Source organism: Lacticaseibacillus salsurivasis (assembly GCF_036246225.1).
In the GTDB taxonomy this organism is placed as follows: Bacteria; Bacillota; Bacilli; order Lactobacillales; family Lactobacillaceae; genus Lacticaseibacillus; species Lacticaseibacillus salsurivasis.
The window spans coordinates 1-23103 of record NZ_BTTP01000020.1 but is presented as its reverse complement, the minus strand read 5'-3'; the positions used below and the strand labels follow the sequence as shown (position 1 = coordinate 23103).

The 23103-nt window shown below is 49.4% G+C and carries 42 protein-coding genes, 1 tRNA gene and 1 pseudogene; 4 read left to right on the top strand and 40 right to left on the bottom strand.

Translation table 11 applies throughout. From position 1 onward, the window contains the following. Positions 1–15: 15 nt before the first annotated feature. From AAA927_RS11360 to AAA927_RS11175, 38 genes and pseudogenes are all read right to left on the bottom strand, one after another. Positions 16–624, bottom strand: a complete 609-nt coding sequence (locus tag AAA927_RS11360) for an HK97 family phage prohead protease (RefSeq protein WP_435891528.1) — start codon at positions 622–624, stop codon at positions 16–18. A 39-nt stretch (positions 625–663) separates the two neighbouring features. After that, entirely contained in the window at positions 664–1881 is a 1218-nt protein-coding gene (locus AAA927_RS11355) for a phage portal protein (RefSeq protein ID WP_338217935.1), read from the bottom strand. A 6-nt stretch (positions 1882–1887) separates the two neighbouring features. Then, a complete protein-coding gene (locus tag AAA927_RS11350) occupies positions 1888–2082 on the bottom strand; it encodes a hypothetical protein (protein WP_338217934.1) in 195 nt (64 codons plus the stop codon). A gap of 13 nt (positions 2083–2095) precedes the next feature. Beyond that, positions 2096–3808 (bottom strand): terminase large subunit, encoded by a 1713-nt coding sequence (locus AAA927_RS11345; protein WP_338217933.1) that lies wholly within the window; start codon positions 3806–3808, stop codon positions 2096–2098. Positions 3809–3818: 10 nt separating this feature from the next. Further along, on the bottom strand, positions 3819–4262 hold the full coding sequence (locus tag AAA927_RS11340; protein ID WP_204119874.1) for a P27 family phage terminase small subunit: 444 nt from the start codon (positions 4260–4262) through the stop codon (positions 3819–3821). A 157-nt stretch (positions 4263–4419) separates the two neighbouring features. Beyond that, positions 4420–5214, bottom strand: coding sequence for an HNH endonuclease (locus tag AAA927_RS11335; protein ID WP_338217932.1), 795 nt, complete (start codon positions 5212–5214; stop codon positions 4420–4422). Next, positions 5214–5474 carry a hypothetical protein gene (locus AAA927_RS11330; RefSeq protein ID WP_338217931.1) on the bottom strand — a complete coding sequence of 87 codons (261 nt, stop codon included), beginning with the start codon at positions 5472–5474 and terminating at the stop codon, positions 5214–5216. The genes AAA927_RS11335 and AAA927_RS11330 overlap by 1 nt, the downstream gene beginning before the upstream one ends. Positions 5475–5501: 27 nt before the next feature. Then, positions 5502–5688 (bottom strand): annotated as a pseudogene (locus AAA927_RS11325) (ribonucleoside-diphosphate reductase); the annotation flags it as partial. Continuing rightward, a complete protein-coding gene (locus AAA927_RS11320) occupies positions 5636–6172 on the bottom strand; it encodes a DNA adenine methylase (protein ID WP_338217930.1) in 537 nt (178 codons plus the stop codon). The gene AAA927_RS11320 and the pseudogene AAA927_RS11325, both read right to left, overlap by 53 nt. Positions 6173–6270: 98 nt before the next feature. Continuing rightward, a tRNA-OTHER gene (locus AAA927_RS11315) sits at positions 6271–6344 on the bottom strand. A gap of 161 nt (positions 6345–6505) precedes the next feature. Next, a complete protein-coding gene (locus tag AAA927_RS11310) occupies positions 6506–6925 on the bottom strand; it encodes a DUF722 domain-containing protein (protein ID WP_338217929.1) in 420 nt (139 codons plus the stop codon). A gap of 361 nt (positions 6926–7286) precedes the next feature. Continuing rightward, positions 7287–7670 (bottom strand): hypothetical protein, encoded by a 384-nt coding sequence (locus AAA927_RS11305; RefSeq protein ID WP_338217928.1) that lies wholly within the window; start codon positions 7668–7670, stop codon positions 7287–7289. After that, entirely contained in the window at positions 7667–7927 is a 261-nt protein-coding gene (locus tag AAA927_RS11300) for a hypothetical protein (protein ID WP_338217927.1), read from the bottom strand. The genes AAA927_RS11305 and AAA927_RS11300 overlap by 4 nt, the downstream gene beginning before the upstream one ends. Next, positions 7924–8196 carry a hypothetical protein gene (locus AAA927_RS11295; protein ID WP_338217926.1) on the bottom strand — a complete coding sequence of 91 codons (273 nt, stop codon included), beginning with the start codon at positions 8194–8196 and terminating at the stop codon, positions 7924–7926. Before AAA927_RS11295 ends, AAA927_RS11300 begins: the two co-directional genes overlap by 4 nt. Then, positions 8189–8404 carry a hypothetical protein gene (locus AAA927_RS11290; protein WP_338217925.1) on the bottom strand — a complete coding sequence of 72 codons (216 nt, stop codon included), beginning with the start codon at positions 8402–8404 and terminating at the stop codon, positions 8189–8191. Before AAA927_RS11290 ends, AAA927_RS11295 begins: the two co-directional genes overlap by 8 nt. Beyond that, positions 8397–8837: a YopX family protein gene (locus AAA927_RS11285; RefSeq protein ID WP_338217924.1), complete on the bottom strand. Its 441-nt coding sequence runs from the start codon at positions 8835–8837 to the stop codon at positions 8397–8399. Before AAA927_RS11285 ends, AAA927_RS11290 begins: the two co-directional genes overlap by 8 nt. Then, positions 8824–9012, bottom strand: coding sequence for a hypothetical protein (locus tag AAA927_RS11280; protein WP_338217923.1), 189 nt, complete (start codon positions 9010–9012; stop codon positions 8824–8826). Before AAA927_RS11280 ends, AAA927_RS11285 begins: the two co-directional genes overlap by 14 nt. Then, the gene (locus tag AAA927_RS11275) at positions 8999–9367 is read right to left on the bottom strand and encodes a hypothetical protein (protein ID WP_338217922.1); all 369 of its coding nucleotides are present in this window, start codon (positions 9365–9367) and stop codon (positions 8999–9001) included. Before AAA927_RS11275 ends, AAA927_RS11280 begins: the two co-directional genes overlap by 14 nt. After that, the gene (locus tag AAA927_RS11270; RefSeq protein ID WP_338217921.1) at positions 9357–9791 is read right to left on the bottom strand and encodes a DUF7448 domain-containing protein; all 435 of its coding nucleotides are present in this window, start codon (positions 9789–9791) and stop codon (positions 9357–9359) included. The genes AAA927_RS11275 and AAA927_RS11270 overlap by 11 nt, the downstream gene beginning before the upstream one ends. After that, positions 9781–10446 (bottom strand): DUF1642 domain-containing protein, encoded by a 666-nt coding sequence (locus AAA927_RS11265; protein WP_338217920.1) that lies wholly within the window; start codon positions 10444–10446, stop codon positions 9781–9783. Before AAA927_RS11265 ends, AAA927_RS11270 begins: the two co-directional genes overlap by 11 nt. A gap of 11 nt (positions 10447–10457) precedes the next feature. After that, on the bottom strand, positions 10458–10745 hold the full coding sequence (locus tag AAA927_RS11260) for a beta-sandwich lipoprotein (RefSeq protein ID WP_338217919.1): 288 nt from the start codon (positions 10743–10745) through the stop codon (positions 10458–10460). Further along, a complete protein-coding gene (locus tag AAA927_RS11255; RefSeq protein WP_338217918.1) occupies positions 10742–10918 on the bottom strand; it encodes a hypothetical protein in 177 nt (58 codons plus the stop codon). Before AAA927_RS11255 ends, AAA927_RS11260 begins: the two co-directional genes overlap by 4 nt. Positions 10919–11063: 145 nt before the next feature. Continuing rightward, positions 11064–11360 carry a hypothetical protein gene (locus AAA927_RS11250; protein ID WP_338217917.1) on the bottom strand — a complete coding sequence of 99 codons (297 nt, stop codon included), beginning with the start codon at positions 11358–11360 and terminating at the stop codon, positions 11064–11066. After that, positions 11357–11536, bottom strand: a complete 180-nt coding sequence (locus tag AAA927_RS11245) for a hypothetical protein (RefSeq protein ID WP_338217916.1) — start codon at positions 11534–11536, stop codon at positions 11357–11359. Before AAA927_RS11245 ends, AAA927_RS11250 begins: the two co-directional genes overlap by 4 nt. Continuing rightward, positions 11536–11853, bottom strand: a complete 318-nt coding sequence (locus tag AAA927_RS11240) for a VRR-NUC domain-containing protein (RefSeq protein WP_270235268.1) — start codon at positions 11851–11853, stop codon at positions 11536–11538. Before AAA927_RS11240 ends, AAA927_RS11245 begins: the two co-directional genes overlap by 1 nt. Before the next feature lie 4 nt (positions 11854–11857). Continuing rightward, a complete protein-coding gene (locus AAA927_RS11235; RefSeq protein ID WP_338217915.1) occupies positions 11858–12103 on the bottom strand; it encodes a hypothetical protein in 246 nt (81 codons plus the stop codon). 262 nt (positions 12104–12365) lie between these two features. Then, positions 12366–13637 carry a VapE domain-containing protein gene (locus AAA927_RS11230; protein WP_338217914.1) on the bottom strand — a complete coding sequence of 424 codons (1272 nt, stop codon included), beginning with the start codon at positions 13635–13637 and terminating at the stop codon, positions 12366–12368. After that, positions 13627–14442 carry a bifunctional DNA primase/polymerase gene (locus AAA927_RS11225; protein WP_338217913.1) on the bottom strand — a complete coding sequence of 272 codons (816 nt, stop codon included), beginning with the start codon at positions 14440–14442 and terminating at the stop codon, positions 13627–13629. Before AAA927_RS11225 ends, AAA927_RS11230 begins: the two co-directional genes overlap by 11 nt. A gap of 71 nt (positions 14443–14513) precedes the next feature. Beyond that, positions 14514–15098, bottom strand: coding sequence for a DUF669 domain-containing protein (locus AAA927_RS11220; protein WP_338217912.1), 585 nt, complete (start codon positions 15096–15098; stop codon positions 14514–14516). Between the two features lie 14 nt (positions 15099–15112). Then, a complete protein-coding gene (locus tag AAA927_RS11215) occupies positions 15113–15826 on the bottom strand; it encodes an AAA family ATPase (RefSeq protein WP_338217911.1) in 714 nt (237 codons plus the stop codon). Further along, positions 15826–17178, bottom strand: a complete 1353-nt coding sequence (locus tag AAA927_RS11210; protein WP_338217910.1) for a DEAD/DEAH box helicase — start codon at positions 17176–17178, stop codon at positions 15826–15828. Before AAA927_RS11210 ends, AAA927_RS11215 begins: the two co-directional genes overlap by 1 nt. Before the next feature lie 168 nt (positions 17179–17346). Continuing rightward, positions 17347–17535 carry a hypothetical protein gene (locus AAA927_RS11205; RefSeq protein WP_338217909.1) on the bottom strand — a complete coding sequence of 63 codons (189 nt, stop codon included), beginning with the start codon at positions 17533–17535 and terminating at the stop codon, positions 17347–17349. After that, on the bottom strand, positions 17535–18020 hold the full coding sequence (locus tag AAA927_RS11200; RefSeq protein ID WP_338217908.1) for a siphovirus Gp157 family protein: 486 nt from the start codon (positions 18018–18020) through the stop codon (positions 17535–17537). Before AAA927_RS11200 ends, AAA927_RS11205 begins: the two co-directional genes overlap by 1 nt. A 17-nt stretch (positions 18021–18037) precedes the next feature. Beyond that, positions 18038–18262 (bottom strand): hypothetical protein, encoded by a 225-nt coding sequence (locus tag AAA927_RS11195; RefSeq protein ID WP_125580802.1) that lies wholly within the window; start codon positions 18260–18262, stop codon positions 18038–18040. Further along, positions 18259–18393, bottom strand: a complete 135-nt coding sequence (locus AAA927_RS11190) for a hypothetical protein (protein WP_338217907.1) — start codon at positions 18391–18393, stop codon at positions 18259–18261. The genes AAA927_RS11195 and AAA927_RS11190 overlap by 4 nt, the downstream gene beginning before the upstream one ends. Next, positions 18383–18583 carry a hypothetical protein gene (locus AAA927_RS11185; protein WP_338217906.1) on the bottom strand — a complete coding sequence of 67 codons (201 nt, stop codon included), beginning with the start codon at positions 18581–18583 and terminating at the stop codon, positions 18383–18385. The genes AAA927_RS11190 and AAA927_RS11185 overlap by 11 nt, the downstream gene beginning before the upstream one ends. A 106-nt stretch (positions 18584–18689) precedes the next feature. After that, the gene (locus AAA927_RS11180; protein ID WP_338217905.1) at positions 18690–18998 is read right to left on the bottom strand and encodes a DUF771 domain-containing protein; all 309 of its coding nucleotides are present in this window, start codon (positions 18996–18998) and stop codon (positions 18690–18692) included. Next, positions 18943–19170: a hypothetical protein gene (locus tag AAA927_RS11175; protein ID WP_338217904.1), complete on the bottom strand. Its 228-nt coding sequence runs from the start codon at positions 19168–19170 to the stop codon at positions 18943–18945. Before AAA927_RS11175 ends, AAA927_RS11180 begins: the two co-directional genes overlap by 56 nt. A 65-nt stretch (positions 19171–19235) precedes the next feature. On the opposite strand from AAA927_RS11175, the gene AAA927_RS11170 reads away from it, so the two are divergent. Next, entirely contained in the window at positions 19236–19439 is a 204-nt protein-coding gene (locus tag AAA927_RS11170; RefSeq protein ID WP_338217903.1) for a zinc ribbon domain-containing protein, read from the top strand. On the opposite strand, the gene AAA927_RS11165 is transcribed toward AAA927_RS11170, so the two are convergent. Both AAA927_RS11165 and AAA927_RS11160 read right to left on the bottom strand, forming a co-directional pair. Next, positions 19436–19750 carry a hypothetical protein gene (locus AAA927_RS11165; RefSeq protein WP_338217902.1) on the bottom strand — a complete coding sequence of 105 codons (315 nt, stop codon included), beginning with the start codon at positions 19748–19750 and terminating at the stop codon, positions 19436–19438. The two genes, AAA927_RS11170 and AAA927_RS11165, sit on opposite strands and share 4 nt — an antisense overlap. 20 nt (positions 19751–19770) lie before the next feature. Beyond that, positions 19771–20004, bottom strand: coding sequence for a helix-turn-helix domain-containing protein (locus AAA927_RS11160; protein WP_270235257.1), 234 nt, complete (start codon positions 20002–20004; stop codon positions 19771–19773). A 153-nt stretch (positions 20005–20157) separates the two neighbouring features. Here AAA927_RS11160 and AAA927_RS11155 point away from each other — a divergent pair, with 153 nt between their 5' ends. The 3 genes from AAA927_RS11155 (at position 20158) to AAA927_RS11145 (ending at position 22920) form a co-directional block, all read left to right on the top strand. Further along, a complete protein-coding gene (locus AAA927_RS11155; RefSeq protein WP_338217901.1) occupies positions 20158–20817 on the top strand; it encodes a helix-turn-helix domain-containing protein in 660 nt (219 codons plus the stop codon). A 62-nt stretch (positions 20818–20879) separates the two neighbouring features. Continuing rightward, the gene (locus tag AAA927_RS11150) at positions 20880–21650 is read left to right on the top strand and encodes a putative zinc ribbon protein (protein ID WP_338217900.1); all 771 of its coding nucleotides are present in this window, start codon (positions 20880–20882) and stop codon (positions 21648–21650) included. A gap of 112 nt (positions 21651–21762) precedes the next feature. Beyond that, positions 21763–22920 carry a site-specific integrase gene (locus AAA927_RS11145; protein ID WP_338217898.1) on the top strand — a complete coding sequence of 386 codons (1158 nt, stop codon included), beginning with the start codon at positions 21763–21765 and terminating at the stop codon, positions 22918–22920. Positions 22921–23103: the final 183 nt, after the last annotated feature.

Below are 23103 nucleotides of genomic sequence, written 5' to 3'. Positions count from 1 at the left end.
ATAGGCACCTGATTATCAGATGCCTTCAAGCAACAGTAGTTTTTGTCGCTCATGCTCCCATTTCGGCGGAGCCGTGAGCGCCTTGACTGCGTCCAGCGACCGAGCGCCGACTTTCACTTCGGTGTCCGGATACGCTGGCGTAGTCACGGGTGAAACGTCATAGATGTGGTCGATTGACCGAATCAGTCGGTTGTATGGAGCTTCAGCATCGCCATCACGGGTCCACTTTTCGGCGTCGGAATCGTCTGGAATCGTGAACGCGAAACTGGATTGACTGATGATGCCTTCACGAACGTTCTCGACCAGGTCGCGACCGAGCTGTGTGTTCGGCGGGGTCAGCTTATAGCGCAGGCCCGTTTCGTCCACAGAGAGTTCGAGGTTCACGCCGGTGCGGCCCAGAACCTGTGACTGGTCATGGTTGAACAGTGCAACAACGTTGCGCATGTCTGCGTTATCCAGTGCGTGCGGGTCAATTTTCTCGCGGAACGTATACTCGCCAAAGCCCAGCGGGTCGGAAGCACGGTCGAACTTCAGCGCGTAGCCTTCAATCACTGCCGGTTGGTCATCACTTGCTTCGCGAATTTCCATCGGTGTTGCCATAGTGCGGATTTCTTTCATGCTCATCACCTCCTTTCGTTGCTGGATAACCGAACGGGTAGACAGTCAATCGTGATTGCCGCTGCTGACCTTCCCACTAGCTTTTGCCGCCAGCCATTGATCGCGCTGGTCGAGGAAGATTGAGTTCAGGTTGCTCTCCAGTTTGTTCATTTCTGGCAAACCGGTTGCTTTCATCCCCAGCTTGCTACGGCCTTCATCGCCCATGATGATGCCGTTGCCCTTGAGCTTGACCACGTCATCGACTGCCATGCCGGCAACTGCACTGGTGTCGAATGAAATCTCATATTTGTGCCGCTCAGTGTCAGACAGCAGCTTCATTTCCATTTCGGTCGTGATTGGCATGAAATAGAACGGCAGATTATTCTGCACGTAGTCGTCAGTGAGCTGCTTAACTGACTGGTTCGGGCTGTTCTGCGCCAGCCGGTAAGCAGGAACGCGCAACGACTTGGCAATCTGGGCGGTCGAGTAGTTGTTGCTAGTGATGAGGTTCAGTACGCTGGTATCGACTTCCAGCGGTGTGTACTCCATCGTGTCGTCTACGATGATTGGCGCACCAGCAGAAGCACCCGCCTGGGCCTTCTCGAAGTCTTGCCGCATCTTGCGTCTGGCATCAGCTCCGAGTTTGCCTTTGGCCTTGATGATTGAACCCTTCAACCCATCGGCGAAGAACTTCTGCAACGTGGACACGCCAGATTCTTGCAAGCCAATCTCTTGGCCCAGTGACAGCAGAGGCGAACGGCCTCGAATAGTGTCATAGCTGAAGAATTTCCAATGAATCACGTCTTCGGGCTGGCAAACCTTCTGCACGCCGGAATTGTATGGCGTGAATCGGTAGACAATATGCGCGGGGTCGCTGTCGTCAATCTGCGCCTGTGACGGCGCATAGAACTCGAACATTGCCGGTTCTCCGGTCAGCGGGTCGCGAATGATGCGGCTGTATGCGTTGCCTGACAGAATTGCGTTGACCGCCATTGAGAATTTCCACTGATAAGCGGTCAGTCGGTTACTCACCTTGGTGTTTAGCAGATATTCCACATTCTCCAGGCTGACCAGCTGGTCATTCTGCCGGTCTCTGACCACCAGCGGAAACCGGCCGATGTCACCGGCCAGGATAGACACCGCCGTCAGCACGTCAGAATTGCGAAGCGCGCCGATGCCGGTGTAGCTGCCACGCGTGGAGGGTAAGATACCTTCGTCGAGCAGGCTACCTGCCCAGTTTGGATCTACGTCTGTGGCAAGCTCGCCACTTCTAAATAGCTTCATTTGTTATCACCCCCTTTCATCGGGACCGGGAATGAACAGAATGATAGCCAGAACGACTAGCAACCCGCCAAGCGTATATAGACCGGGAATCAGGCCAATCGAAAAACTGGCCCCGGCAATAATGCCGAAACCAGCCAGGAGAATGAGCGCCGCGCTGTTGGCCGTCAGCCAACTGAGTAATCGAAGAATTTTCGTCTGCATTGTGTCACCTCCCCTAGAATCCAAATTCATCGCTGAACACCGAATTGTCGTCCAAATAGTTGTCCGTGTTTTCGGTGAACGCGATTACGTACGCGTCAAGCGCCGCGTCCAGCATGTCAATTTTGTTCGAGTATTTGTTCTTGTTGATACGAACACCGTTGTTGTCGCTCATCAGCACGGCGTTCATCGCCGCGCTTCGGAGCAACGCATTGTTGGAGTGCTTTACCTTGCCACCAATCAGGTCATCCCTGAATTGCTTGGTGGGCATGCTGAGTGTCAACGTTCCTTGTCGCACCGCAACCATTGGCCACTCTGGGTGGTTCTTCTCAATCGTGGTCAGAAGCGGGCCGAACTGAAATGGATCGTAGCAGATACCCTGAATATCCAAGTCATTCCGCTCGATGTAGTCTTCCAGCCACTCATACACCCGGTCATTGTCGATGATGCCGGACTCAAGCTGCGTGATTTCGCACTCACCACGCTTTTCAGCAGCCAGATAGTCCAAACGGTCAGTCTTGATTTTGTTTTCGATGCCGCCTTTTGATGCCACGAAGCCGTAGCCGTCGAGATAGAAGTAGCCTTCCATCAAATGCAGATCATCAATCGCAAAGATGTCGCTTGTCCGGCCAACGTCAATGCCAAGCCACGTGCGTGTACCGCGAATATCTGGCTTCTCATCGACTTCGGAGTTGTCCCAAGTTTCAGTGTCAAGGTAGCTATCCTCGGACGCCTGCCGCCAAATGTTGAAGTTCTTGACTAGCTTCGAGTTGAGAGAACCATCAACGCGCGCTTGTTTGAGCTTCCCGGCTAAGTAGTCGTGTATCTGGTCGTGCAGAATATCAACGTCCATCAGTGGATTGGCTTCGATCCACAGCCGTTCATCATCAACATCTTCAATCGAGTTCATTTCTGCGATAAAAGCAAAGTACCGGTCAGCGATTTCTTCACCAGCCAGCACCTTTTTGGCATATGGATAATTCTGTGTGTACATGGGCACGTTCATATCAAAGCCAGCAGTGGATATAATAAACGTCAAGTAGCTCGGCAGCAGCAGTTGACCAGAAGCAAGAGTTTCGAGCATGTCGGTTGTTTTAGCATTCGCGTATTCATCCACTACCGCCACGTGAGGCTCGTAGCCATCAACCAGTCCGGCGTCACGCGAGAAACTGCGGATGATTGAACCATCATTCAGGTTGACGATTTCATCCCTCGTTATCTTCGTCATACGCTTGATTTCAGCGTCTTTGCGTCGCAGTGCTTGTAGTCTATCCTTCACCATGCCAAACACGATGTTGGCCTGTTTGCGGTCGTTTGCGGCTGTGTAAAGTTGGCGCTTGTTCGCCGGGTTTTTGCCAAACAGGAACTCGTACAAAATGACCCCAGAAATTAAAAGCGATTTACCGTTTTTCCGCGCCATCGAAATGAACGCGTCGGTAAATCGCCTGATTGTTTTGTCATCTTTGTCCACCCAACCGTATAGCACACCAATGATGAATTTCTGAAATGGTGCTAGTGGTTGAACCTTGCCAGTCTTTGGCTCTGGCAGCATCTCCATAAATTTTACAGCCTTACCGGCCAGCTCTGGGTTCCACACCCAGCGCCAATCTTTACGCTGCAGGTCGCTCTGTTGTCTGACTACTGCTTGCTTGACCGCCTTAGAAGTAATCAGGCGGCCATCAAGCACACGCCTGATGAAGTTAGGCGTGGGATCAATAAACTTAATCAAAGAAAGCCTCCTAACCGAATACGTCCGTGATTGACTTCTTCTTATCGTCTTGCTTTGGCATATTCATAGACATGCGGCTGTTGACATTCAAGCCCAGGTCACTAGCCAAACCCTTAATAGCCGTGGTGGCCTTGTTAAGGTCACTAACATAGCTGAGGTACTGGTCTTCTGTTTCCGCTTCTTGCATGGCCTTAATGATATGCCGATATGTGGCGTACCACGTGCAATAGCTTTCAAGCTCTGTCCGGTCGAGGTTCCGCAACGGCAACGTACCAATACCAGCAACAATGCGGCGATACTCCTGCTTGGCAATAGGCTCAAGGTGAGCTGGCGGCGTCATTTGCAGTTTGGACAGTCCGTCAGTTGCTAAAATCTCGGCCTGAAGGTGCGCTTCCTGCTGTGCTTTGGTCAAATTGCCACGCGACTGCGATAATACTTTGTATTTTCCTGCCATCCCCACTCTCACCTCCTATTCGTACAAAAAATGGGTCATTAGAACAAAAAACGTTTAAAAATCGTTAGAAATCACCACGAAAAAAAGAGGCCGTCCGTTTAAACGTCAGATAAAATGTAACCCCCCGAAAAAGTGACCGGGGTACCCCGGGCCACAATCAAACCGTGACAATTTCGAAGCTGTCGAATTTTCCTTCACGTTTGAGCTCATCAACCTTGTTGATTGCTTTCATAACTTGCGAAAGGTTTCGATGATTCTTATTCAATCTGTCGATGCATTCAGCTCTTGATGTGCTCAGCATGATGTGATGCAAGTTGCGACTAACCAGAAGACTGTCTAGCTTCTCATCTGGATAAGTCATGATGATCCAGACTTGCTCGAAGGTCTGTTCAGCTTTCAGCTTCCGGAGCATCAGCTCATAGATGAGCTGTACATAATCGTTGGCGTCAATATTGCCGGTGTGTTCAGGCAGTCCTGTGAGTGCAGCCATCAACGCATCATAGTCATAGACAAGGTCGTGCTGACCAAGGTTACGCTTGACGTATGTTGTCTTGCCACTGCCTGGATAACCAGCAATGATATTGATTCGCATGGCCCTTGCCTGCCCCTTCTTTCGCTTGACCGTTTCTCTGCGTGTCTTCCAGTAGTGACAATCCTTGCAGAGCGATTGCAGGTTATCATCGTTCAGCCGGTCGACCCAATCGTCTTCGCTGGGAATGATATGGTCGACCAGTGTCGCTGGCATTCCACAGCGTTGGCACACACCATTGTCTCGGAGTAGGACGGATCGCCGGGTATGCTGCCACGCTGTTGAGTGGTAGAACGCCAGGTAGTCCTGCTTGGTTTGCGCACGATGTTGGTTGTACTGTCGATCGGAGTCTTGACGAATGCGAGTACCCAGTGGAACTAACTGCCGGCGGCCATTGATGAAGACTAGCTTAGTGCTTGGCATCACATGTCGTCGTCCATTCGATGGGTGATTGTTTCTTTGTATGGCAAGCCATCAGGCGTCTTGGCGAAGTGTGTGACGCTCACCATGCGTTCAGACAATATGGCAGAGTCGTCGCGTGTCTTCCAGTCCACGTGCACTTCAACAATGCCGTCGATGCGTTCTCCGTTCAGCATCACAGTTGGCACGTCGGTCATGCTGTCATACTCGATGTGAAGTGATTCGTGCCCAGCCATTCGTAATGGTTGTTGATTGTTTTGCATGACGTTCCTCCTTATCTGCAGGTATTAGTCGTCTGCGTCTGCTGTGATGGTTTGCACTGGCATGGAACGTGACAGTTTGATTACTGTTCGCCGGCAACTTTTGGCAGTGTGGTTTCGTGTATATGATTGCTTGCATGTGTTTCTCTTCTCTCGATAGTTTCTCAATGATTGCTTGCTCTGTGTGGCTTACATATCCGTATCCGACTCGCTTCATTAATACTTGTTTCACTTTTTGCATATGAATAAATGCCATCAAGCTGTGTCCCTGTGTCTCCCCAGAACAATGCCCGCGTCAGTTGCAATTTATCTTTCTCGTTTTTTGGCCCCCACAAATAGCTTCTTAGGTCGTTGCTGAAGCTCCAAACGGTCATCACAAGAGTACGTTCAAGCGAATCAGGCATGTTGTCTCGCCAGTTGTAAAACGTTTCGTGATCCATATATACATACTTCATTAGATTAAAATGAGGGTTGTCTTCGATCAACGCTTTCAACAGATTTACAACCGTTTTTCGCCGGTCATTGTAAATCACTTCACCCCACTTGCCCGAGTTAGCAGCGGTCAAACTGATTGATCCGCCACCTCCGAATACGTCAATGAGACGGTTGCCAGCAGGCAAAATGTCGATGATCTTTTCTGCATTTTGGCCTTTATTGCCAACGTATGGTAATCCGCGTTTCCATTTTTCTGACTGTTTCAAGTTTGTTTCCTCCGAAATTATGTATAAAAATAGCACCTCACTTTAGTGAAGTGCTATAGTCTGGTGCCTACTCCTAGGGCCTCCCAGACTTGGTCCAACGCAATCGACGGGAACCGAACCCGCATCGTGATCGTGCCACGTTAGCACGCCGCTCTCTTTGAGCTACGATTGCGCCTCGCGGGGAAGCTGGTTTCCGGGAACCCCGACGATAATTCCTGACCATTTGTAGCGACGCCCGTAGACGTGATGCCACACCTATCCAAACACCTGATGATACCAATTATGGCACTTGACACCGTGGACTACTGCACGCTCCAGTCCACAAATGACAAATTATGACAACCAACCCAGATTTTTTGCTAAACATTGCAGAATTGAATATCTAACCTTATACACGCCGCTTCTGCTTTTGTGTAGTATGTCTGGCACATCCGGCCAGAACACACGTGTAGCGCTTTGATAACGTGTTTCGTAAACTTCTCTCTGGTCGTCTGTTAAACACACCACAGTGGCCGCACATGCGTCTTTTAGACGCGTCAAGTAAATCATACGTGCATCAGTCTGGATAGCTTCAATGGTCTTGTCTGGCGCGTCTGTGCGCATCTCTGAACGCCCGCCACCAACGTTTGTATCAGTTGGCCTCCACGGATAACGTATCTCGAACTCGCGGCGTGCCAATAGCCGGTCAACGTCCTGATATTCCTCAAGCATTTCGTCCAGCTCGGCTAACTTACGTTTGGTCAATTCCTCCAATTTTTCACTTCCCTAAAATGTGTCCCAGTGTTTTGCTTGTTCTGCTTTCAGCCATTCAGCCGTTGTTTGTTTATGCGGCTTCCCGATTGATATTCCAATAGTTCGTGAGGTTTCAGATAGTTGTATCAGCGCTTCGTATGCGTCCACCGTTCGCGACACTGACGGTCTCATTGGTGGTGATGACACGGACTTGTTAATTATCATTCGCTCACTTCCCTGATTTGTGTATATCCCACGCTAAGATGAACAGCATTACGGCAATCAACGATCATGCCACCAGTTGTAAATTAACCAGATAGCAAACGTAGTGAGGCCGATAATTGTCGTGATGGCCTCCCACCAGAACTTGATTCCCAGATAATCATGCAGGCTCATGGCTTGCCTCCAGTCTCCGGCCGCACATCGGGCAAAAGTGAATTGTCTCCTTGTGCTCCACGTCATCGGTGGTCACTTCGCCTTCGTTTGGATTGTACACGTCTGCCATAAACTCCATGCTTAGCTTCTGATCTTTCGGGTCTATACGGACAACATCAAGGTACTCGTCATCAAAGCGCTTCTCGCAGATAATCATCTTCTGAATGCCATCGGCCGTGATACGGCAGTACGGGCACTGCGAGTCACCGTCTGAGGCGGCAGCGTAACGAGCGCGGTAGTTGCCGGAACCCTCGCCATCCTTTTGTTGGCGCGCATACTCTAGGGCTGCCACTGCTTCATCGAATACGTCTTGCTTCGTTTCAGATGTCACCGTTCCACCTCCGTGAGTGTGTAGGTTTTTCCGTCAAGATCTATCTCATATGGATTTCCTGCTATATTCCACCGAATGACTTCCCCATACTCGCCACTCGGCTTTTCGCCCATCGCTTCCACGATGCGGTCACGGTCGGCGGGAGTAATACTAATTACGTCGCCGCAACGCATCACAAGATATGGATCGTCCCCACTCTTAATTGAGTCCACTGCTTCCGTGTTGATGTAGTCCCCGCTGTCTAACTTAATCATCATGCTTGGTCACCTAGCCCTTCATGTATACACTCAAGCTGTTCACGCACCGCTTCTCTAATTTCCTCTGCGCTGTAATTCTCGTGCGGTGCACGGGTTGCACTGTATAGAGCATCGGTCAGTTTGTTAATCGCAACGCTCGCAATCAGCCCCCACGTGCCGACCGCATCTAGTGCATCATTGTCTGCATTGGTCTCACCGTGCCAGTACGGGGCACTCACTAATGCCTCTAGCAAGTCAATCATTTGCTTACCGCTTAGTTGATTAGTCATGCTCGGCCACCTCCATTGCTCGGTCCAGTATCTTCACTAGCCGCTTGTCGTTCAGTTCGATTTCAGCGCCATCTAGATAAGCCGCGATTAAGCCTGCGCGTCTTGCAGACCTTGCAAGCGCCACTGGCTTGCCATTGTATGTCACAAGACGATTAACCGGAGCGTTGTATTTCTTGACTTCAAAAATGGCAATTTCAGGTTTATTCATGCTCGGCAACCTCCATCAGCTCCGGGTTCTCGTAGCGATTACCAACCACGGTTCCGTGACAGTGATCAATTACTTTCCATAGGATCCGTGTTCCCGCGAGCCAGATTCCGCTTCTTTCGTCCCAATCGACTACCGCGTGCAACGTGGTGGGGCTATCATCCCATGTGGAGACCCAATCCCTGAATTCGAGAATGTCACCTTCATAGATTTCACGGCCATTGACATCATGCATGCCGGTGAACTGCATGAGCACGATTTTCGCGCTGGGGTCGGTGTAGCTGTCTTCGTAGTAGTCAATCGGACTAGCGAATAATCCGTTAATGGTTACCAAGCCATTACCGTCCTCTGCAAAGAATTGTGGCGTGTAATCCATGCGCATATCGTTGGGATTGCTGTTAATCGGCTTCCACGCCCGAAACTTAATCTCTCTCATCTCGCACCTCCTGCCCAGACGGCCACTTTGTAAATGATTCGCGATACTGGCGGTCAATCTCACCAATCGGCCACTTATCAAGGTGTACCATCAGCAGTGGAAAATAACCGTTGACCATTGCCCACGCTGCGGTGTGACCATCTTCGCACTCTATCCAGCAATCAGTCATCTTCATCTCGCACCTCCGCCTCCAATTTCACAATTTCTCCGGTTTCATCAACGCGCCAGAGACCTAGCACCCATGCAAGGGCAAAGGTGTCGGGGTGATGTACAATCCACGCGTTATACTCCTGTGCAGGCTCCGCGCGTGAAACACCATAGATGCTGAGCGCTCCGAAGATGTCCAAAAGACTGTGCGCGTACTCTCTGTGAATTTTGATAGCGTCTCCCACCGCTTCTGGAATCACCGGCAGATTATCCGGCAACGCGGTGTCATATCTGTTCATCATTTCGCTATAATCAACCCACCCGCTTTTCGCCGCGTGGTTCATTGCTACTTTGAAAACGTCCCGCTTCGTCTCATTGCTCATTGTTTTTCTCCTTAACAGGCTTTATTACTCGTAGGTAGAAACCACCGCCGTAATAGCCGTTGCCATACCCGTCATCACCCTTGCCGAAATCAAAGCGCTCATCGGCGTAGTATATGAACAAACGGAAGGTATAATCTTCACCGTACATCGTTCCATCTTTGTCATACACTGCTTCAACATTGGTGATTGCGTTATCGTGGTTGGCTAACAGTGACAAGTCTGGTAATTCGCTCCACCCATTTCCACAGCCCCCACAGCCTTCATTCTCATACGTCAGCAGTTGTGTGCCATCATCGCAAGTCAACAAGTAGCCACCGGTCTCCATATACGTGTCCGCTGGCGCAACTGCATCTTCAACCTTCACGATACGGCGTCCAATTAACCAATCGAAACCGTCCCCGTCGAACCTTTGCTCATTGCTCATCGTCTGTCACCTCCACAGGTGTGATCGCCTTGACCCATCCCGGGGCTGCGTCGATGTCGGCATGGGTGACGGTGTATCCATGTTTGACGGCATCGTCAGTGCCTAAAGCAATTGCGTCAGGCCGCCAGTTTCCAGTTCCTTTGACTGCGTAATATTGAGCGTTTCCGTGCATCTGAATGTTGTGGTAGTCAGTGCCAGGCATCGGCAGGACGTAGCGTTTCGGCTTCTCGACCGTGTAGTTACCGGTCAATGCTGCAACCATCAGCTCTTCCTTGTTATCGTGCACGTAATCGAGCTGGGCAACGCTTAGCGTTGGTGTTACAGCTTTGTCTAAGGTTCTATCACCGAGGAATGGCACATTAGCATTCGAACCCCACCCCTGCTGTGCAATTCTACCGACAGCCGCGATTGTCCTTACCTTTGGTCCTAAACCGTGGAACGCGTCCAGCCACTCATCGAACCACTCAGGCACCACGACCTTCGCCGGGGCCTCCACTAGCTCAACCACGTGGCCGCCGTAATCATGGGCTACGTCCTGCGCTTCGTTTTCGCTTGGCGTGTACAGCCTTCGGCATAATGCTTCTTTCCAAAAATCGCCATTGCTGTCGAAGTCGTATAACTTGCCTTCATCGTTCTTCACTGCATATAGACTCATTTCGATACCTCCTATTTCAGCTCGTCGACAACTACAGTGCTCATGTCGCCAATGTAGATGTTGTGCTTGCGGTTCTTCTGGTCGATGTATTGCAAGTCACGGTCTTTGTAGCTGATATCGAATTTTCCTTTTTGAGAGAAAATGACCTTGCCGTCAGCGTTGTAAACCTTAATTTCACGCTCAAGCCCGTTGTTGACGTTGCTTCCAATGTCCTTCGTAAATCTATTCCACGATGCACAACCAGATAGACCCGCGACCATCATCAAACTCGCCAGCACCAACATAATTTTCTTTTTCAATTCGATGCCTCCATTTTCTCTGCGATTTCACTAATCTGAATATTTGCAAGTAGTTCTAGGCTAACCAAGGCCATTAACGTGTTAAGCACTGTTCCTTCAAACGTTTTTGCAATGATCATTGCTGCCAACGTCAGGAAAACAGTTACCGCTAGTGCTACCTTAATAATTTTCATTTCCTGCCCTCCAAAATAGAGTTTCCGGCGATTGCTACCACGGCCAGGCATAAAAATATGATTGGCATTACGATGCTCATATAAAAGCCGATTTCGACAATCGCGATGCCGATGAATATAATCGCTAGAATGTTAAGCATTTCGCTCATCGTCTCAACCCCATTCTTTGTATTCTTGACTTGACCGTTTCCACGGGCACGTTCAGTACAATCGCAATGTCTTGTGGCGATATTCCCGACATATAGTCGGTAACTAGCGTCTGTACCTGATCGCCGGTGAGTACTGCTCTTGAACTTACAGGATGTTTGATGTTCGATGCGATCAATCGTGCTCTCTGTAGGTGCACATCATTGTCTGGTGTTTTTGCTAGGCCACCGTACTTGAGTTCACACCAGTGGATGTTGTCGTACATCGCATCAATTCTTTCTTGCGTCATTGTCATAAGTGCACCGCCATCATTGCTTCTGGATAAGTCAGGTGTACCGACATGCCCAGAGAACCAGATTCGCGCTGATAGCGCTTTGCAAACTTGCTATTCATCCATTTGAAACATTCAGAGCGATATTGGCACTCTCGGTATACCGTGCCGGTGCTCACTCCAACCACTGCATAGTTCATCAGTTTTCCTCCAATAATTTCACCGCGTCCTCGGCACTGCGGCAGACACCGTAGATGACTGGATAGTTCTTAATCATCTCCGCAAAGCGCTTCTGATCTTCCCGCAATCGACCGCGTTCGTTTTTGACTTCGACCAGAACCAGTTTGCCATCGCTGTGGCGGAAACCCGTTAGGTCAGGCCAACCGTTAGGCGGCCCGGCATCAAACATTCGTCCGTCTTTGGTGAATACTCGGCCAGTGTTGGTGCGAATGATGGTGCACCCGTGTTGTGACAATGCGACGCGTATCTGGTTCTGGATAATATGTTCCAGCGTCATATTCTTAGAGCTTGGTGCTGAACAATGTCAGCACTTTAAGCAGTTCGATTTCGTCACGGCCAACGCCGTTGAACATGGTGTCGACCCGTGCCGCCAAAATAATTGAAACCTTGGCGATAACCTTGCCATTCTTGCCAACGACTACCCGTTGCTTTTTTTCCGGCGTATCGCCTTCAAATTTGACTTGATAGCCTAGTGCTTCAACGTTTGTGACCAGTTGTTGAATTAATTCTTTGTGTTTATCCGTCATGATTTCCTCCAAGTAGGTGTAAACCGTATTGCGTGGTTTAAGCCTAGCTGTAACCATTTCGCCCTTACTGTCTCAACGGTTTGCGCCAAGGTTTACATGGTTTACACCTTTTTTCGCCTATATATAATTAATATATTTAAATTATTTATTACTGAATTAAGGTGTAAACTCTGTAAACGAAGCAGTAGATGCCTAGAGAGAGTAGGGATCAATGGTTTACACCTAGGTGTAAACCTGGTGTAAACCAGCCGTAAACCACTCACTATTTGTTAGCACGCCATCCCCTGATAGCAGTGCCCCTAGCCTTCTTAAAACCTGATTTCCAGTCTTTGCGGTTGTCCATGATGTACTTAATCTTCTTAGCAACCCGTGGGTTCTTGACCAGATCACCAGCGCCAATGTTCTTGGCAATCTCACCACTTGTGATAAAGTCGCCAGTCCACTTAGCCAGCACGCTTTCGATTTCTTCTTCGACCGCGTCAACATAGGTGAATTGGTCACGGTGAAGACTAAGTTGCATCTCTTGGTCATGTGTCAGCTCCGTGCTGAAACCAGACCGGTAAAGGCTCATTGCTTCACCCCAGATTTGCTGAACGATGTCAGGCGTCAAGTCCGTAACGGGGTGCTGCTTCTGCTGCTCCAAGTCTGCTAGCAACGGTAAGAAACGCCGCTCGCCGGTTTTGTCTTTGAGATAAGTCGTTTCATTCGTGGTGCGTGCCATAACAAAGCCCTTATCGCGGCGAATAGCCGTGTGGCCGTATGCGGGCCTGAACTCTAGCTTGCGCGCCGAGATGAACTTCTTGAGTTCCTCGAATGTGGAATTAGCTGTCGCGGCCATTTCGTCATCGTTCACGATCCACGCCCGCAGCATAGTTGAGTAGTAGTCTTTGTCAGTAAAGTTTTGAAACTGGTCTGTGTACCAGCCAGCACCGAGCCGTTCAAGCAAGGTCGTTTTACCAGCACCCTGTCCACCGACTAAGTCGAGTACATAGTCGAACTTAGCATCAGGCTCGAAAGCCTTCATGCAGGCGCCGACTAGCCAAACGCGCAAGATCAGGTCATTTACTGGCGTGATAGCCACGCCCAGGAACGTATTCATGAACGTTTTAAGCCGTTCCTTCTTGTCCCACACCTCCGCAGCGTGCCTTAGATAGTCCTGTACGGGGTTATAAGCGGCCTTCTGGGCGGTTGTCATGATGCCATTGGAAAGTGCCTGTGCACTGAATACGGCGTCCCATAGGTGCTCTAATTCGCCTGTGATGATGGCTGAATACATATCGAGCATCTGGCCTTTTTTGATGTGTAATTCTGGAATATCCCGTAGCACTTCGACCTCCCATGTGAATTGGTTGTAGGCCAGTGCGCCACACAGTAGTGGGTCAAACTCGATGCCAAGTTGAACGTTCACAACACTAGTAGTTTTGATGCCACCCTGTGCCGTCTTCTTGAACGGTGGTGTCATGGCGGCGACTTTTGCGGATAGCTCGTTTTGCTGATCGGCGAGTTGGTTTAATGCTGAATTGTCAATAGCCACTGCGCCGCCTCATTTCCTTTTTGACCATGCTGTTAAACGTCTTGTCGAACTCGCGGTCATCCAATGACTTGGGCGTGTTCTGGTTCGCCAGCATTGCTAATTCATAGACCGCTTTGGCGTTAACGTTCCGGTACAGTAAGCCACCAACGAATGCGGCTAGTGCCATGTTGCGGCCGCCGGTTTCGCCAAGACCATTCACGATTTGCTCGAACAGTTCGGCAGTTTTGCTACGTTGTCCAAGTTGGCGCTCACGATCAGTGAGGCTCATCTGCTCGAAGTCTGGTTCATCGTGGCTAACTTGCTTCTTAACCGAGTAGATGGCATCGACTAGCTCTTGCGGTGCGAGTGCCATTTCTTCATCGTTCTGCCACTTGTAACCGCTGCTTGGAGCGGCTAGCACGTAGTTGTTTACGTGTGCTTTCACATCTACACCAGGCAACCAACCAATGACCTGTGTCATTTCTGACCCGCGTGGTTTCTTGTAGAAGATTTGAATACCGCCGTGACCGGTCTTCTGCATTAAGGTAGGCGGAAATAAATCGCGGTGGTCTTTGCCGTACTCTTTAAATGACGCTTTGCCGTCTGCTCCGTCTTCGTGTTCATCAATATCAACAACGAAGAAGTCGACGGTGCGCAGTGCGATATTCGCGTTCGGGTGTCGCTGCCACGCTTGCTTTATTTCCGCTGCGGTCATTGGTGGCCGGTCAGCGAACTCAACCAGTGGTGTTTTGTCACCTGCCGCGATCGGTAGCACGTAGTAACCGGCCTTTGCGTAGGCCAATGCGTAATTCACTAAGCTCTGCATTGTCTGACCTCCTTTCAATGATTAACGGGCTTCTCACCCCGCTCGAACGCCTAACGCTGTTGAATTGATGCTTAGAAAGGAATGTCATCATCACTAAGTGTGTCGGCCGCGTTTGGTGCTGGTGCCTGACTGCCAGTCATGCCACTCGGCAGGTCGTTGTCATTGATCTGCATTGGCTCTGGTTGTTCCAGCGGCTCGAAGTCGTAATTCTTGTATGGGTATTGCGGGTTGCGTTTGTTTTCGCGCACGGATAAGTGCATGAGCATCGTCTTTCCAGCTTGACCATTGAAGGCGTCAACCAACGTGTCGATGTTGTCCCAGTCATCATCAGTGAGGGTCAGGCCAACTGCATTGGCAAGGCGGGCAACCAACTGAATATGACCATTAAGCACTGATGCTGGAATAGCCTTACCATTCGCGCTAGTTTCATCAAAGTTGAACATGGTGCTGTCTTTACGCCCGGTGTAGTCACCATCGAGCACGCTCACACCAATGCGCAATCCGTCCCAACCAGAGTTCTTTGAAACAAAGTGGCTCACATCTTCCAAAATCACGTCATAGTCACCGGATGGCAAACTCTGGTAGCCACTGGATGGCTTGTCCTTTTGTGGGTCAAAGTCCTGCATAGCCTGTGTTGCAATATCGCGTAAACTCATAATGTAATCTCTCCTTATTTGTTGGTAGTCTTAGCTGCGCGTGGGAACACCCCAGGCACGTTGTCTAAAATGCGTAAAATCTTCTGGTCAGTGATCTGTTCGCGAACGTAGTCTTTTCGCTTGTCCGTCATCGCCCGGCTATAATTACGACCCATGCGGCGAGTGCGGATAGTGATGTCTGAATTGCCGTTCACGATGTTGTACCACTTGGTTTTCAGCGCTGGCTTCTCGATATTGTTGCCTTGTGCGTCAAGGCTTGAGTCATCTAACCGGCTGACAAACACCACGTTCAGTGGCAATGCCCGCAGGGTTAAAATCATCCCTGTGACGATTTGCTTTTGAAGCGCAAAGCCTTTTCCGTAACCCATATCGCCAAGTGTCTGTACCTTGTTTTCGGTAATGATGGCTTGTTCGATTAAGTCCACGGTATCTTCGATGGTGTCGATGACGACCGTTTCAAAACCTTTGTTGGCGGTTTGAAGCTCAAGCATCAGTTCATCAATCTGATCAATGACTGACGACTTCAAACTGCCGTCACGGTTCATAACGTTCTTGAGTTGAAAGTTTGGCAGCCCTGCTTTCTCCGCATTGTCATCAGTGTTGATGAAGAATGGGTTCGGAAAGCGTTCTGCAAGGTAGCTCTTACCGCTCATGGTCGCGCCCCAGATGAAGAACGTCCGTGGCGTGTCCATAGGGGGCTTACGTTTATTTTCTGGTAGTAGTCCCATTAGACTAATTTCCTTTCTTTAGCTTGGTGCCACGCCCATCCCGGCTTATATTTGTGGGCTGTGGCATATAGTTGAAGCTCCTTCAAGCTGTTAAGCTCGAATGGTGTTTTGCCTGCAATCTGGGCGATTGCGTTTTGCCGTTGGATAGCATGGACACGTTCCAATCTACGTTTGGTTGCTTTCTTGGCTTCCACCTCGACAAGGTCAACGTCAATGACTTTGGCTTCTTCTGGTGCTTCCTTCGGTAGCGGTGCACCACACAGCGGGCATAGACCGTCCTTAACTTGCGTGACGTAGAACGTTCCGAAGCACGCTCGGCACGTCTGAATTTGCGGGCCAGTTGTGCCACCCATGGAAGACTTCTTGCCCTTGCCTTCCAGCGACCATTCGCGATCATCAGTCGGCAGTCCAAAGCGTTCATAGTTACCAACGTGATCTAGGATGATTGCCGTCTTGCCCTCGCGCGGGTTCATGGCTCGCATGGCGAATTGCAGATATAACGCCAGTGACTGGGTTGGCCGTAATTGAATAACACAGTCAACGTTCGGCAAGTCCAAACCCTCGGTGAAGATTTCAACGTTAGTCATCACAGTGATGTCACCGTTACGGAAACGTTCGACCTCGGCCGCTCGTTCCGCTGCTGGAGTGGAACCATCAACCTCAACGGCCGAGATGCCATTCTTGTTGAACTCATCAGCTAGACGCTTAGCCGCCTGCACTGTGTGACAATAGGCAATTGCTTTCTTGCCGTTTGCGCGTAGTTTGTATTGGTCAACCGCGTTGCCATAAATGCGCTTAGACAATGCCTTGTCGATTGAGTCTTCGGTAAACTCGCCACGTTGACGCCGTAGTTGGCCAGTGTTGATGTCTGGTGGCGCAAAGTATTTCACCGGTGCCAGAAAGCCCATTTTGATTAGGTCGGTGACTTGCAGACCTTGGATAAGATCATCGGCCACCTCACCCATGCCAGCGCCGGATAAGCGATAAGGCGTGGCGGTGAACATCAATGTGGTAGCGTCTGTAAAAGCCTCAACCACCGTCTTGTATGACTTGGCTAGTGCATGGTGCGCTTCGTCGATAATGATGACTTTGGGTGACACGTTTATGACGCTCGGACGCGTGCGACGTTTTTCGTGGGTATCACCAAGGCTTACCGAGGCGGCACCATGACAGTTGTTTTTCCCCCGTTTCACTCGCCGCCAGAGTGTTTGCACCATGCCGACACGGCAGAGGCTCATGTCAACGCCCCACTTAACGAACGTTCGTTGCGTCTGCTCGACCAGCTCTTGCCGGTGGACCACAACCAGCACGCGATTACCTTTGGCGGTTGCCCGCTTGGCTATCTCGGCCATGATGACGGTCTTACCTGTGCGAGGGAGGCTGCTGAACAACGATACGGCGGTGCCCTGTACGTAATGATTTGTACACATTATCTAGGGTTTCTTGCTGATAGTTGCGAAGCGGCATTACTCATCACCCCCGATCCATTTGTAGCCATGTGCCGGTGGTATGGCCGCAGGCTATTCGTCATCGTCCACAACTTCCAAGTGCTCAATGGCAAATTCGACCATTGCCGCCACAACGTCTACACGCGGCACGCAAGTTTCTTTTGATACCTGGTCAACCTTGGCTTTGGTTTCTGGGCTAACGTTGAGCATCATGTAGGACTTGCTCCGCGTCTGCTTACGAATGACAAACTTATCTGCCATTACTTCACCCCCAGTGACACGTTTTCGGTCAGCCGAGCGTTAGGTACTTCACGGCCGGCTTGCAGTGCCTTCTTTAATTCAATTTTGTTGACGCCTAGCGTTGTTTTGATAAACTCTGGTGGCAGTTGGTTCGGGTCTTCTGGCGCCTGAACGCTGACTGTCCGCCGTGTGTAGATGGTGAACAGGGGCGTCTTGATGTGTTCGTGGCCGGTTTCAACCATTGCCTGCACTAGCCGTTGCTTAATCGTATTAGCATTGTTCTTGAAGCTAGATCTGCGTTTTTGCAGACGCTTGATTTCGGCGTCAATCTCTTTGACGTCCGCGTCAATTGATTTGTAAACCTTGACATAGCCGACTGCCTTGTCGTCAAAGTCACCCTCAACCATTTCCATCGTGTCAGCAATCGCTTGTGGATCAGCGTTGCCGCTTTCTGCCAGTCGTTGTAGGCTGGTCAATTTATCTGTTAGGTCGTATAATATGTTCATACCCCTTGGTTTCCTTTCTAGTCGTTGGCCTGAATGCCGGCGGCTTTTTGCGTGTCTTCAAGCAATTCACGGCGCTTGCTTTCGTTCATGTTCACAACCTGCGTATACACGCCAATCGCTTCAGAAAGCTTGCCGACTGCGTATGGATTATCGCCATTTGACTCACCAACGTCTGCCTTAGCATTGCTGACATTGTCTAGTAGCACTTGCATGATTTCTTGCGGTGTTAAGTACACAATCATTTCGTTTCACCTCCCTTCATGGTTTCCTGCATCTTCATCCACGCTAGCTTCTCTAGCCATTCGTAGCCTTTGCCGCGAATAATCGCTAGGTTCCGAATGCGGCGCAGACGTTCATATGTGCTAAGGTTCATAGTCTGTCGCCCCCAGTTCGTCGCGTGCATAGTCTTCCAGTTCGTCTAGCAGAACCAGTTCGCCATGGAAGTCGAGATAGTCGCGGCTTTCATCGACCGGGTTGCCCTTCCAGTCTTCAAACTGTTGCGGCTCTCCTTCGGCTTCATGCTGGCGTGATAGTTCAGCCTCGCGGAATTGATCGCGCATCATTCGAAGTACCCCCTTGGATCACGTATGAAGTAACCGATCATGAGCGCCATGATAACCGCCGGAATGGCCCGCGGGTGTGATAATACAAATTCGATGAGTTGTTGCATCATGACTTAGCCTCCTTTGCTATGTTGCGGAACTCTTTCCGCATGAACTCGCTGAACGCCAGTGGCTCGAACCGCCAGCCCATCTGGCCATGGTAGTTGAATGCGAACCCGTCAAGTTGTCGTTGAAACCTCGGCTGGTTGAGGATGTGCTCGCTCAGCCAGGTTGGCGTGATGCCATAGCGTTCTTGCACTTCCTTCGCTGACCACCAGCGGCGGTAGTCAGGTTCGTGCTTGAACTGGTCAGCAACGGCCTTATCGACCGCCTGCTGGATAAGCTCTGGCGGTACTGCAAGCGTGATTGGTGGCATGTAATCGCCCCTTTCTGTGAGATAATTGCCTCCGAGCTTGGCGAAAGTCATTCGGAATGACGACAACCGTGTATTGATTTGGAAGTTCAAGCTTCTTGCCGTACTTACCAATCACCTCAACTGTTTGGTATAGCCCGGCACGGAAGACTTGGACTTTTTTGGTTTGCTTCATGTTTCTGCCTCCTTTCGTTAGGCCTCCTTTCGGCAGATAATGTAAGCTGGAAAGGAGGTGATAGTATGAGTGTCGAATTTAATTTCAACGAAAACGACTTTGAAAAGAAGCTTCGCAAGGAAGTTAAGAAGAATGCATTAAACGCTTCTTACGACTTTTCATGTCCCAATTGCGGTGCCATTTTTAAGGTAAAGGTCGGCAAAAACGTTTGTCCCCAATGTGGTACCGAGACTGAGCTGAAACCAGATCCATCGTGGAACAAACTCTAGTTTTTATCAGAAGTCAGCTGGCCCAATAACCGGTTGGCTTTTTCTAATGTCGTTTCTAGCTCTTTTGCTAACCGTAGCGCCTCTTTTAACCCTTTAGTGTCTACTTCAATTGGTACAGTGATTACTTCTGCTTTGCTCATTGAAACTTCCTCCTTTTTTATGCAACTTCTCTGCCGATCAGATTCCGTGGCAAGAATTCGATGTGCGATAGGCTTCTCTCCATGTGATAAGACAACTTTCGGGTATTGAGATTTACCAACTGGTGCAAGCATCTCATCAAAGGATGCTTGCTTTTTGTTTTCTTCGTTCATACCTACACTGCCTCCTTTCGTTAGGCGTTTTGCTTAGAACGCGGATGTACAATTCTTTTGTACTTCTCGGGCAAAAAAATAATATTGTCGAACTCTTGCCCAAACAGTTCTGAGAGTTGATACGCCTTATCAATACGCAATGAGCGCCGATACTTTTCATATTCAAGATAGGTTTTTACCGACCAACCCAACGCTTTCGCGGCCGTCGATTGGTCAATTCCCGCATTTACGCGGGCCGCTTCAATCGTAATCATGTGTTTATCACCTCCTCAACGAAAATAAGCATAATACAAAGCATTTGTACTTGCAAGTTAAAATACAAACTTTTTGTATTTAACGGTTGAACTTTTCTACAAATGGCTTCATAATGTACTTGTTCGACAGAGAGCCACAGGAGGAAAAATAACATGTCAGTAGGGGAAAACATCAAGCGACTTCGCAGAGAAAAGCACTATACCCAACGAGACTTAGCCAATCTTATTGGCGTGGTTCCTACAACAGTATCAGCATGGGAAAGTGGACGTGCAAAACCACTTATGGATAAAGTAACCCTAATTGCCGACGTTTTCGGAGTTCCTATGTCAGAAGTTGCCGGCAGAGCTGATGCTGACGTTGACGCTGAGCCTGCACTTCCCATCCACAGCTACCCATACATCCCCGCTGCTATCTCTGCTGGTTCCCCTGCCACTGTGGATGCAATCACCCCTGATGAGCTTGAACAAGTGGCAATTCCTGATGCTGTCATGGGTAAGTGGGCCGGTCATTCTGACATCTCACTCATGCGTGCCAACGGCGATAGTATGAACCGCGTCATTCCAAACGGGTCACTGATTGGCGTTCGTAGGATTGATGAAATAAGCGACCTCAAGAATGGCGACATCGTGGTCTTCGACTGTGACGGTGAATATGCGGTGAAGCGTTTCTTCAACGACAAGCAGAACCGCACCTATATCTTCCAGCCTGACTCTGATCGTGATGGGTTCTTTCCCGTCACCCACAGCTATGATGACGAAGACTTAGTGGCGATTGTCGGTAAGGTTGTCATGTATGTAGTTGAACTGAATTAGCCCACCAAGCAGCAGGCACGGGCAGGACGTGCCGTGGGCGTCACAATAAAGGAGGCAGTAAAGTGAGTGAAATAAGCGTTCAAATTGACACCACAGGTGCGGAAGCATCAAAATGGGCAAATACTTTAGCAGAAGACGAAGCCGTGTCTGGGCAAACTTATGACGGACTATCAAATAACGACATTCTCGAAACCGCCTATGGAGAAAAAGTATGGCAACTTAGTAAATATGCTGGTATGGATGCTTCTTTAGCCATAAGCATGGATGGAAAAGTAAGCAGTCAATTAACCGGGCATCCAAGGTTTATTCTTGGCACGATCACTGAACAGGAAGCAGGTGCTTTGCGTCCCTTAGTTCATGACTCCGAAGTGCAACTGTCGGTTAAAATTGGCGGCGGTACCTACAAGCAAGCCGTTGAATCTGATGATGGGTCATTATCCGTCAAGACGTTCAGAGAACCATTGGCATTATCCATCACAGTGTCAGATGTATCTGCAAACAACACAGACGCTGTTGTGCCGGCTCAAGATGTAGAGTGGTCTGCCGTTGGGCAAAAAATGTACGCAGATGGGCAAAAGCCGTACTGCACCACTTGCAAACAACCACTAAAGGGCGAGCGAATTTGTCCAAACTGTGGCATACGAATTATTTACCCAGGTGAAAACCCTGATGGGACACCGAAATCAGGATTTGAAAAGACAGTAAATGGTGCTCTTAAAGTCAGTCACGGCCTTGAAAAAGCAGGCGATGGCCTTTCAAAATTTGGATGTGCAGCCACACTGGGGTGCACTATTCCAATCATCATTCTGCTATTTCTTCTTGGAATTTTGTAAACTAAAAAAAGCGCCTACCCTTTCACCTTGGCCGGTCGGGTAGACGCACTGACAAACAGCACCACGAGTGCGCTCTTTGCGCACTCCAGTATAGCACATGGAGGGAAAAACTATGGCTTCAATCGTAAAAACAGGCAAGGGCTATATGTTCCGCATCCGTTATAAGGATAACGCCGGTACGTGGCGGGAAAAATCTAAGTCTGGTTTCCGCACTAAACGACTAGCAGAAGCAGCGGCAGCAGAAGCTGAACATGAGTCGCGTACAGGCATTGACCTAACCAACGTCAAACTAACTGAATATTATGATCTGTGGGTTAAAACCTATAAGGCTGGCAAACATAGTCAAGTCACCGAGTCCAGATACCCCACTATTCGCCGTGCTCTTGTTTCCTACTTCGGTGAGGATATGCCACTCAAAGACATTACTCGGACAAGCTGGCAGGCATTTATCAACGAATATGCTGCTGGTACTGTCGCTCCACGTTACCCAAAAAAGCCTAAACCACGGTCACGTGATACCGTGTCAAAATTAAACGGGTATGTTCGTAGTATGGCGGCTAGTGCTATTGCTGACCGCATCATATACACAAATTTTGCCGCTGGTTACGTGAACCCAGGAACCGCGCCACAAAGTCAATCACTCAAATATCTTGAAACCGATGAGTTCACTACCCTGCTTCACTATTGCCAAGCACACGCCAAGTTTTCAATCATGTATTTGTACTGTATAGCGACGGCTATTCTTACCGGGTGCCGCGCTTCAGAGATAATGGCGCTCCAGTGGTCAGACATTGATTTTGAGCACCACATCATTCATATTACAAAGTCATGGGACTATGTATATAGAACAGGCTTCAAACCAACCAAAACGCCCTCTGGCGTGCGTGATATAGATGTGCCAGCAGAACTTACCACTCTGCTTCAGCGGCTCCGTTGCGAGCAGTCAGCGGAATATCTGCGCACTGGTTATCGTGACGAATTAGACCTTGTGTTTCGCAATAATCGACATGATGTGCCCGGCGATGCAGCACTCAACCACGGGCTAAAACGTGTAGAAGATACACTGGGCTTTTCAAACCCAGTTACCTTCCACGGCCTACGCCACACGCACGTTAGTTATTTAATGGCAAAGGGCGTCGACATAGCCTACATTTCACACCGGCTTGGTCATTCTGACATCACGATCACCCTTCGTGTTTACCAGCATCTACTAAAATCACACGAGCAAGCACAAGCTGATATTGCGGTGAAAATTCTATCTGAAATGTAACTTGTGGGAGTTTTGTGGGAAAATATGCAATAACCGCTGATATATCAACGCGCGTCAATCTCGTACTCTCCTTTCGTAGCACTTTGTTGCTTTTTGTTGAACCCTGTAAATGCCGGTTTAAAGGCATTTCGGGGTTTTTGTTTTTCACTGTTTTTCGTTGTTTTTAATACATTTGTGGGAGAT

What these genes read in the sequence shown, in the direction of transcription:
- AAA927_RS11280 (WP_338217923.1), bottom strand. Translation starts at nt 9,012, where the DNA reads ATGAAGATGACTGATTGCTGGATAGAGTGCGAAGATGGTCACACCGCA.
- AAA927_RS11270 (WP_338217921.1), bottom strand. Translation starts at nt 9,791, where the DNA reads ATGAGCAATGAGCAAAGGTTCGACGGGGACGGTTTCGATTGGTTAATT.
- AAA927_RS11360 (WP_435891528.1), bottom strand. Translation starts at nt 624, where the DNA reads ATGAGCATGAAAGAAATCCGCACTATGGCAACACCGATGGAAATTCGC.
- AAA927_RS11185 (WP_338217906.1), bottom strand. Translation starts at nt 18,583, where the DNA reads ATGATGCGCGATCAATTCCGCGAGGCTGAACTATCACGCCAGCATGAA.
- AAA927_RS11170 (WP_338217903.1), top strand. Translation starts at nt 19,236, where the DNA reads ATGAGTGTCGAATTTAATTTCAACGAAAACGACTTTGAAAAGAAGCTT.
- AAA927_RS11175 (WP_338217904.1), bottom strand. Translation starts at nt 19,170, where the DNA reads ATGAAGCAAACCAAAAAAGTCCAAGTCTTCCGTGCCGGGCTATACCAA.
- AAA927_RS11335 (WP_338217932.1), bottom strand. Translation starts at nt 5,214, where the DNA reads ATGCCAAGCACTAAGCTAGTCTTCATCAATGGCCGCCGGCAGTTAGTT.
- AAA927_RS11245 (WP_338217916.1), bottom strand. Translation starts at nt 11,536, where the DNA reads ATGAACTATGCAGTGGTTGGAGTGAGCACCGGCACGGTATACCGAGAG.
- AAA927_RS11265 (WP_338217920.1), bottom strand. Translation starts at nt 10,446, where the DNA reads ATGAGTCTATATGCAGTGAAGAACGATGAAGGCAAGTTATACGACTTC.
- AAA927_RS11240 (WP_270235268.1), bottom strand. Translation starts at nt 11,853, where the DNA reads ATGACGCTGGAACATATTATCCAGAACCAGATACGCGTCGCATTGTCA.
- AAA927_RS11200 (WP_338217908.1), bottom strand. Translation starts at nt 18,020, where the DNA reads ATGAACATATTATACGACCTAACAGATAAATTGACCAGCCTACAACGA.
- AAA927_RS11210 (WP_338217910.1), bottom strand. Translation starts at nt 17,178, where the DNA reads ATGGCCGAGATAGCCAAGCGGGCAACCGCCAAAGGTAATCGCGTGCTG.
- AAA927_RS11225 (WP_338217913.1), bottom strand. Translation starts at nt 14,442, where the DNA reads ATGCAGAGCTTAGTGAATTACGCATTGGCCTACGCAAAGGCCGGTTAC.
- AAA927_RS11160 (WP_270235257.1), bottom strand. Translation starts at nt 20,004, where the DNA reads ATGATTACGATTGAAGCGGCCCGCGTAAATGCGGGAATTGACCAATCG.
- AAA927_RS11330 (WP_338217931.1), bottom strand. Translation starts at nt 5,474, where the DNA reads ATGCAAAACAATCAACAACCATTACGAATGGCTGGGCACGAATCACTT.
- AAA927_RS11155 (WP_338217901.1), top strand. Translation starts at nt 20,158, where the DNA reads ATGTCAGTAGGGGAAAACATCAAGCGACTTCGCAGAGAAAAGCACTAT.
- AAA927_RS11165 (WP_338217902.1), bottom strand. Translation starts at nt 19,750, where the DNA reads ATGAACGAAGAAAACAAAAAGCAAGCATCCTTTGATGAGATGCTTGCA.
- AAA927_RS11205 (WP_338217909.1), bottom strand. Translation starts at nt 17,535, where the DNA reads ATGGCAGATAAGTTTGTCATTCGTAAGCAGACGCGGAGCAAGTCCTAC.
- AAA927_RS11340 (WP_204119874.1), bottom strand. Translation starts at nt 4,262, where the DNA reads ATGGCAGGAAAATACAAAGTATTATCGCAGTCGCGTGGCAATTTGACC.
- AAA927_RS11350 (WP_338217934.1), bottom strand. Translation starts at nt 2,082, where the DNA reads ATGCAGACGAAAATTCTTCGATTACTCAGTTGGCTGACGGCCAACAGC.
- AAA927_RS11255 (WP_338217918.1), bottom strand. Translation starts at nt 10,918, where the DNA reads ATGAAAATTATTAAGGTAGCACTAGCGGTAACTGTTTTCCTGACGTTG.
- AAA927_RS11250 (WP_338217917.1), bottom strand. Translation starts at nt 11,360, where the DNA reads ATGACAATGACGCAAGAAAGAATTGATGCGATGTACGACAACATCCAC.
- AAA927_RS11220 (WP_338217912.1), bottom strand. Translation starts at nt 15,098, where the DNA reads ATGAGTTTACGCGATATTGCAACACAGGCTATGCAGGACTTTGACCCA.
- AAA927_RS11215 (WP_338217911.1), bottom strand. Translation starts at nt 15,826, where the DNA reads ATGGGACTACTACCAGAAAATAAACGTAAGCCCCCTATGGACACGCCA.
- AAA927_RS11300 (WP_338217927.1), bottom strand. Translation starts at nt 7,927, where the DNA reads ATGATGATTAAGTTAGACAGCGGGGACTACATCAACACGGAAGCAGTG.
- AAA927_RS11145 (WP_338217898.1), top strand. Translation starts at nt 21,763, where the DNA reads ATGGCTTCAATCGTAAAAACAGGCAAGGGCTATATGTTCCGCATCCGT.
- AAA927_RS11290 (WP_338217925.1), bottom strand. Translation starts at nt 8,404, where the DNA reads ATGAATAAACCTGAAATTGCCATTTTTGAAGTCAAGAAATACAACGCT.
- AAA927_RS11355 (WP_338217935.1), bottom strand. Translation starts at nt 1,881, where the DNA reads ATGAAGCTATTTAGAAGTGGCGAGCTTGCCACAGACGTAGATCCAAAC.
- AAA927_RS11285 (WP_338217924.1), bottom strand. Translation starts at nt 8,837, where the DNA reads ATGAGAGAGATTAAGTTTCGGGCGTGGAAGCCGATTAACAGCAATCCC.
- AAA927_RS11190 (WP_338217907.1), bottom strand. Translation starts at nt 18,393, where the DNA reads ATGAACCTTAGCACATATGAACGTCTGCGCCGCATTCGGAACCTAGCG.
- AAA927_RS11180 (WP_338217905.1), bottom strand. Translation starts at nt 18,998, where the DNA reads ATGCCACCAATCACGCTTGCAGTACCGCCAGAGCTTATCCAGCAGGCG.
- AAA927_RS11195 (WP_125580802.1), bottom strand. Translation starts at nt 18,262, where the DNA reads ATGATTGTGTACTTAACACCGCAAGAAATCATGCAAGTGCTACTAGAC.
- AAA927_RS11295 (WP_338217926.1), bottom strand. Translation starts at nt 8,196, where the DNA reads ATGACTAATCAACTAAGCGGTAAGCAAATGATTGACTTGCTAGAGGCA.
- AAA927_RS11275 (WP_338217922.1), bottom strand. Translation starts at nt 9,367, where the DNA reads ATGAGCAATGAGACGAAGCGGGACGTTTTCAAAGTAGCAATGAACCAC.
- AAA927_RS11235 (WP_338217915.1), bottom strand. Translation starts at nt 12,103, where the DNA reads ATGACGGATAAACACAAAGAATTAATTCAACAACTGGTCACAAACGTT.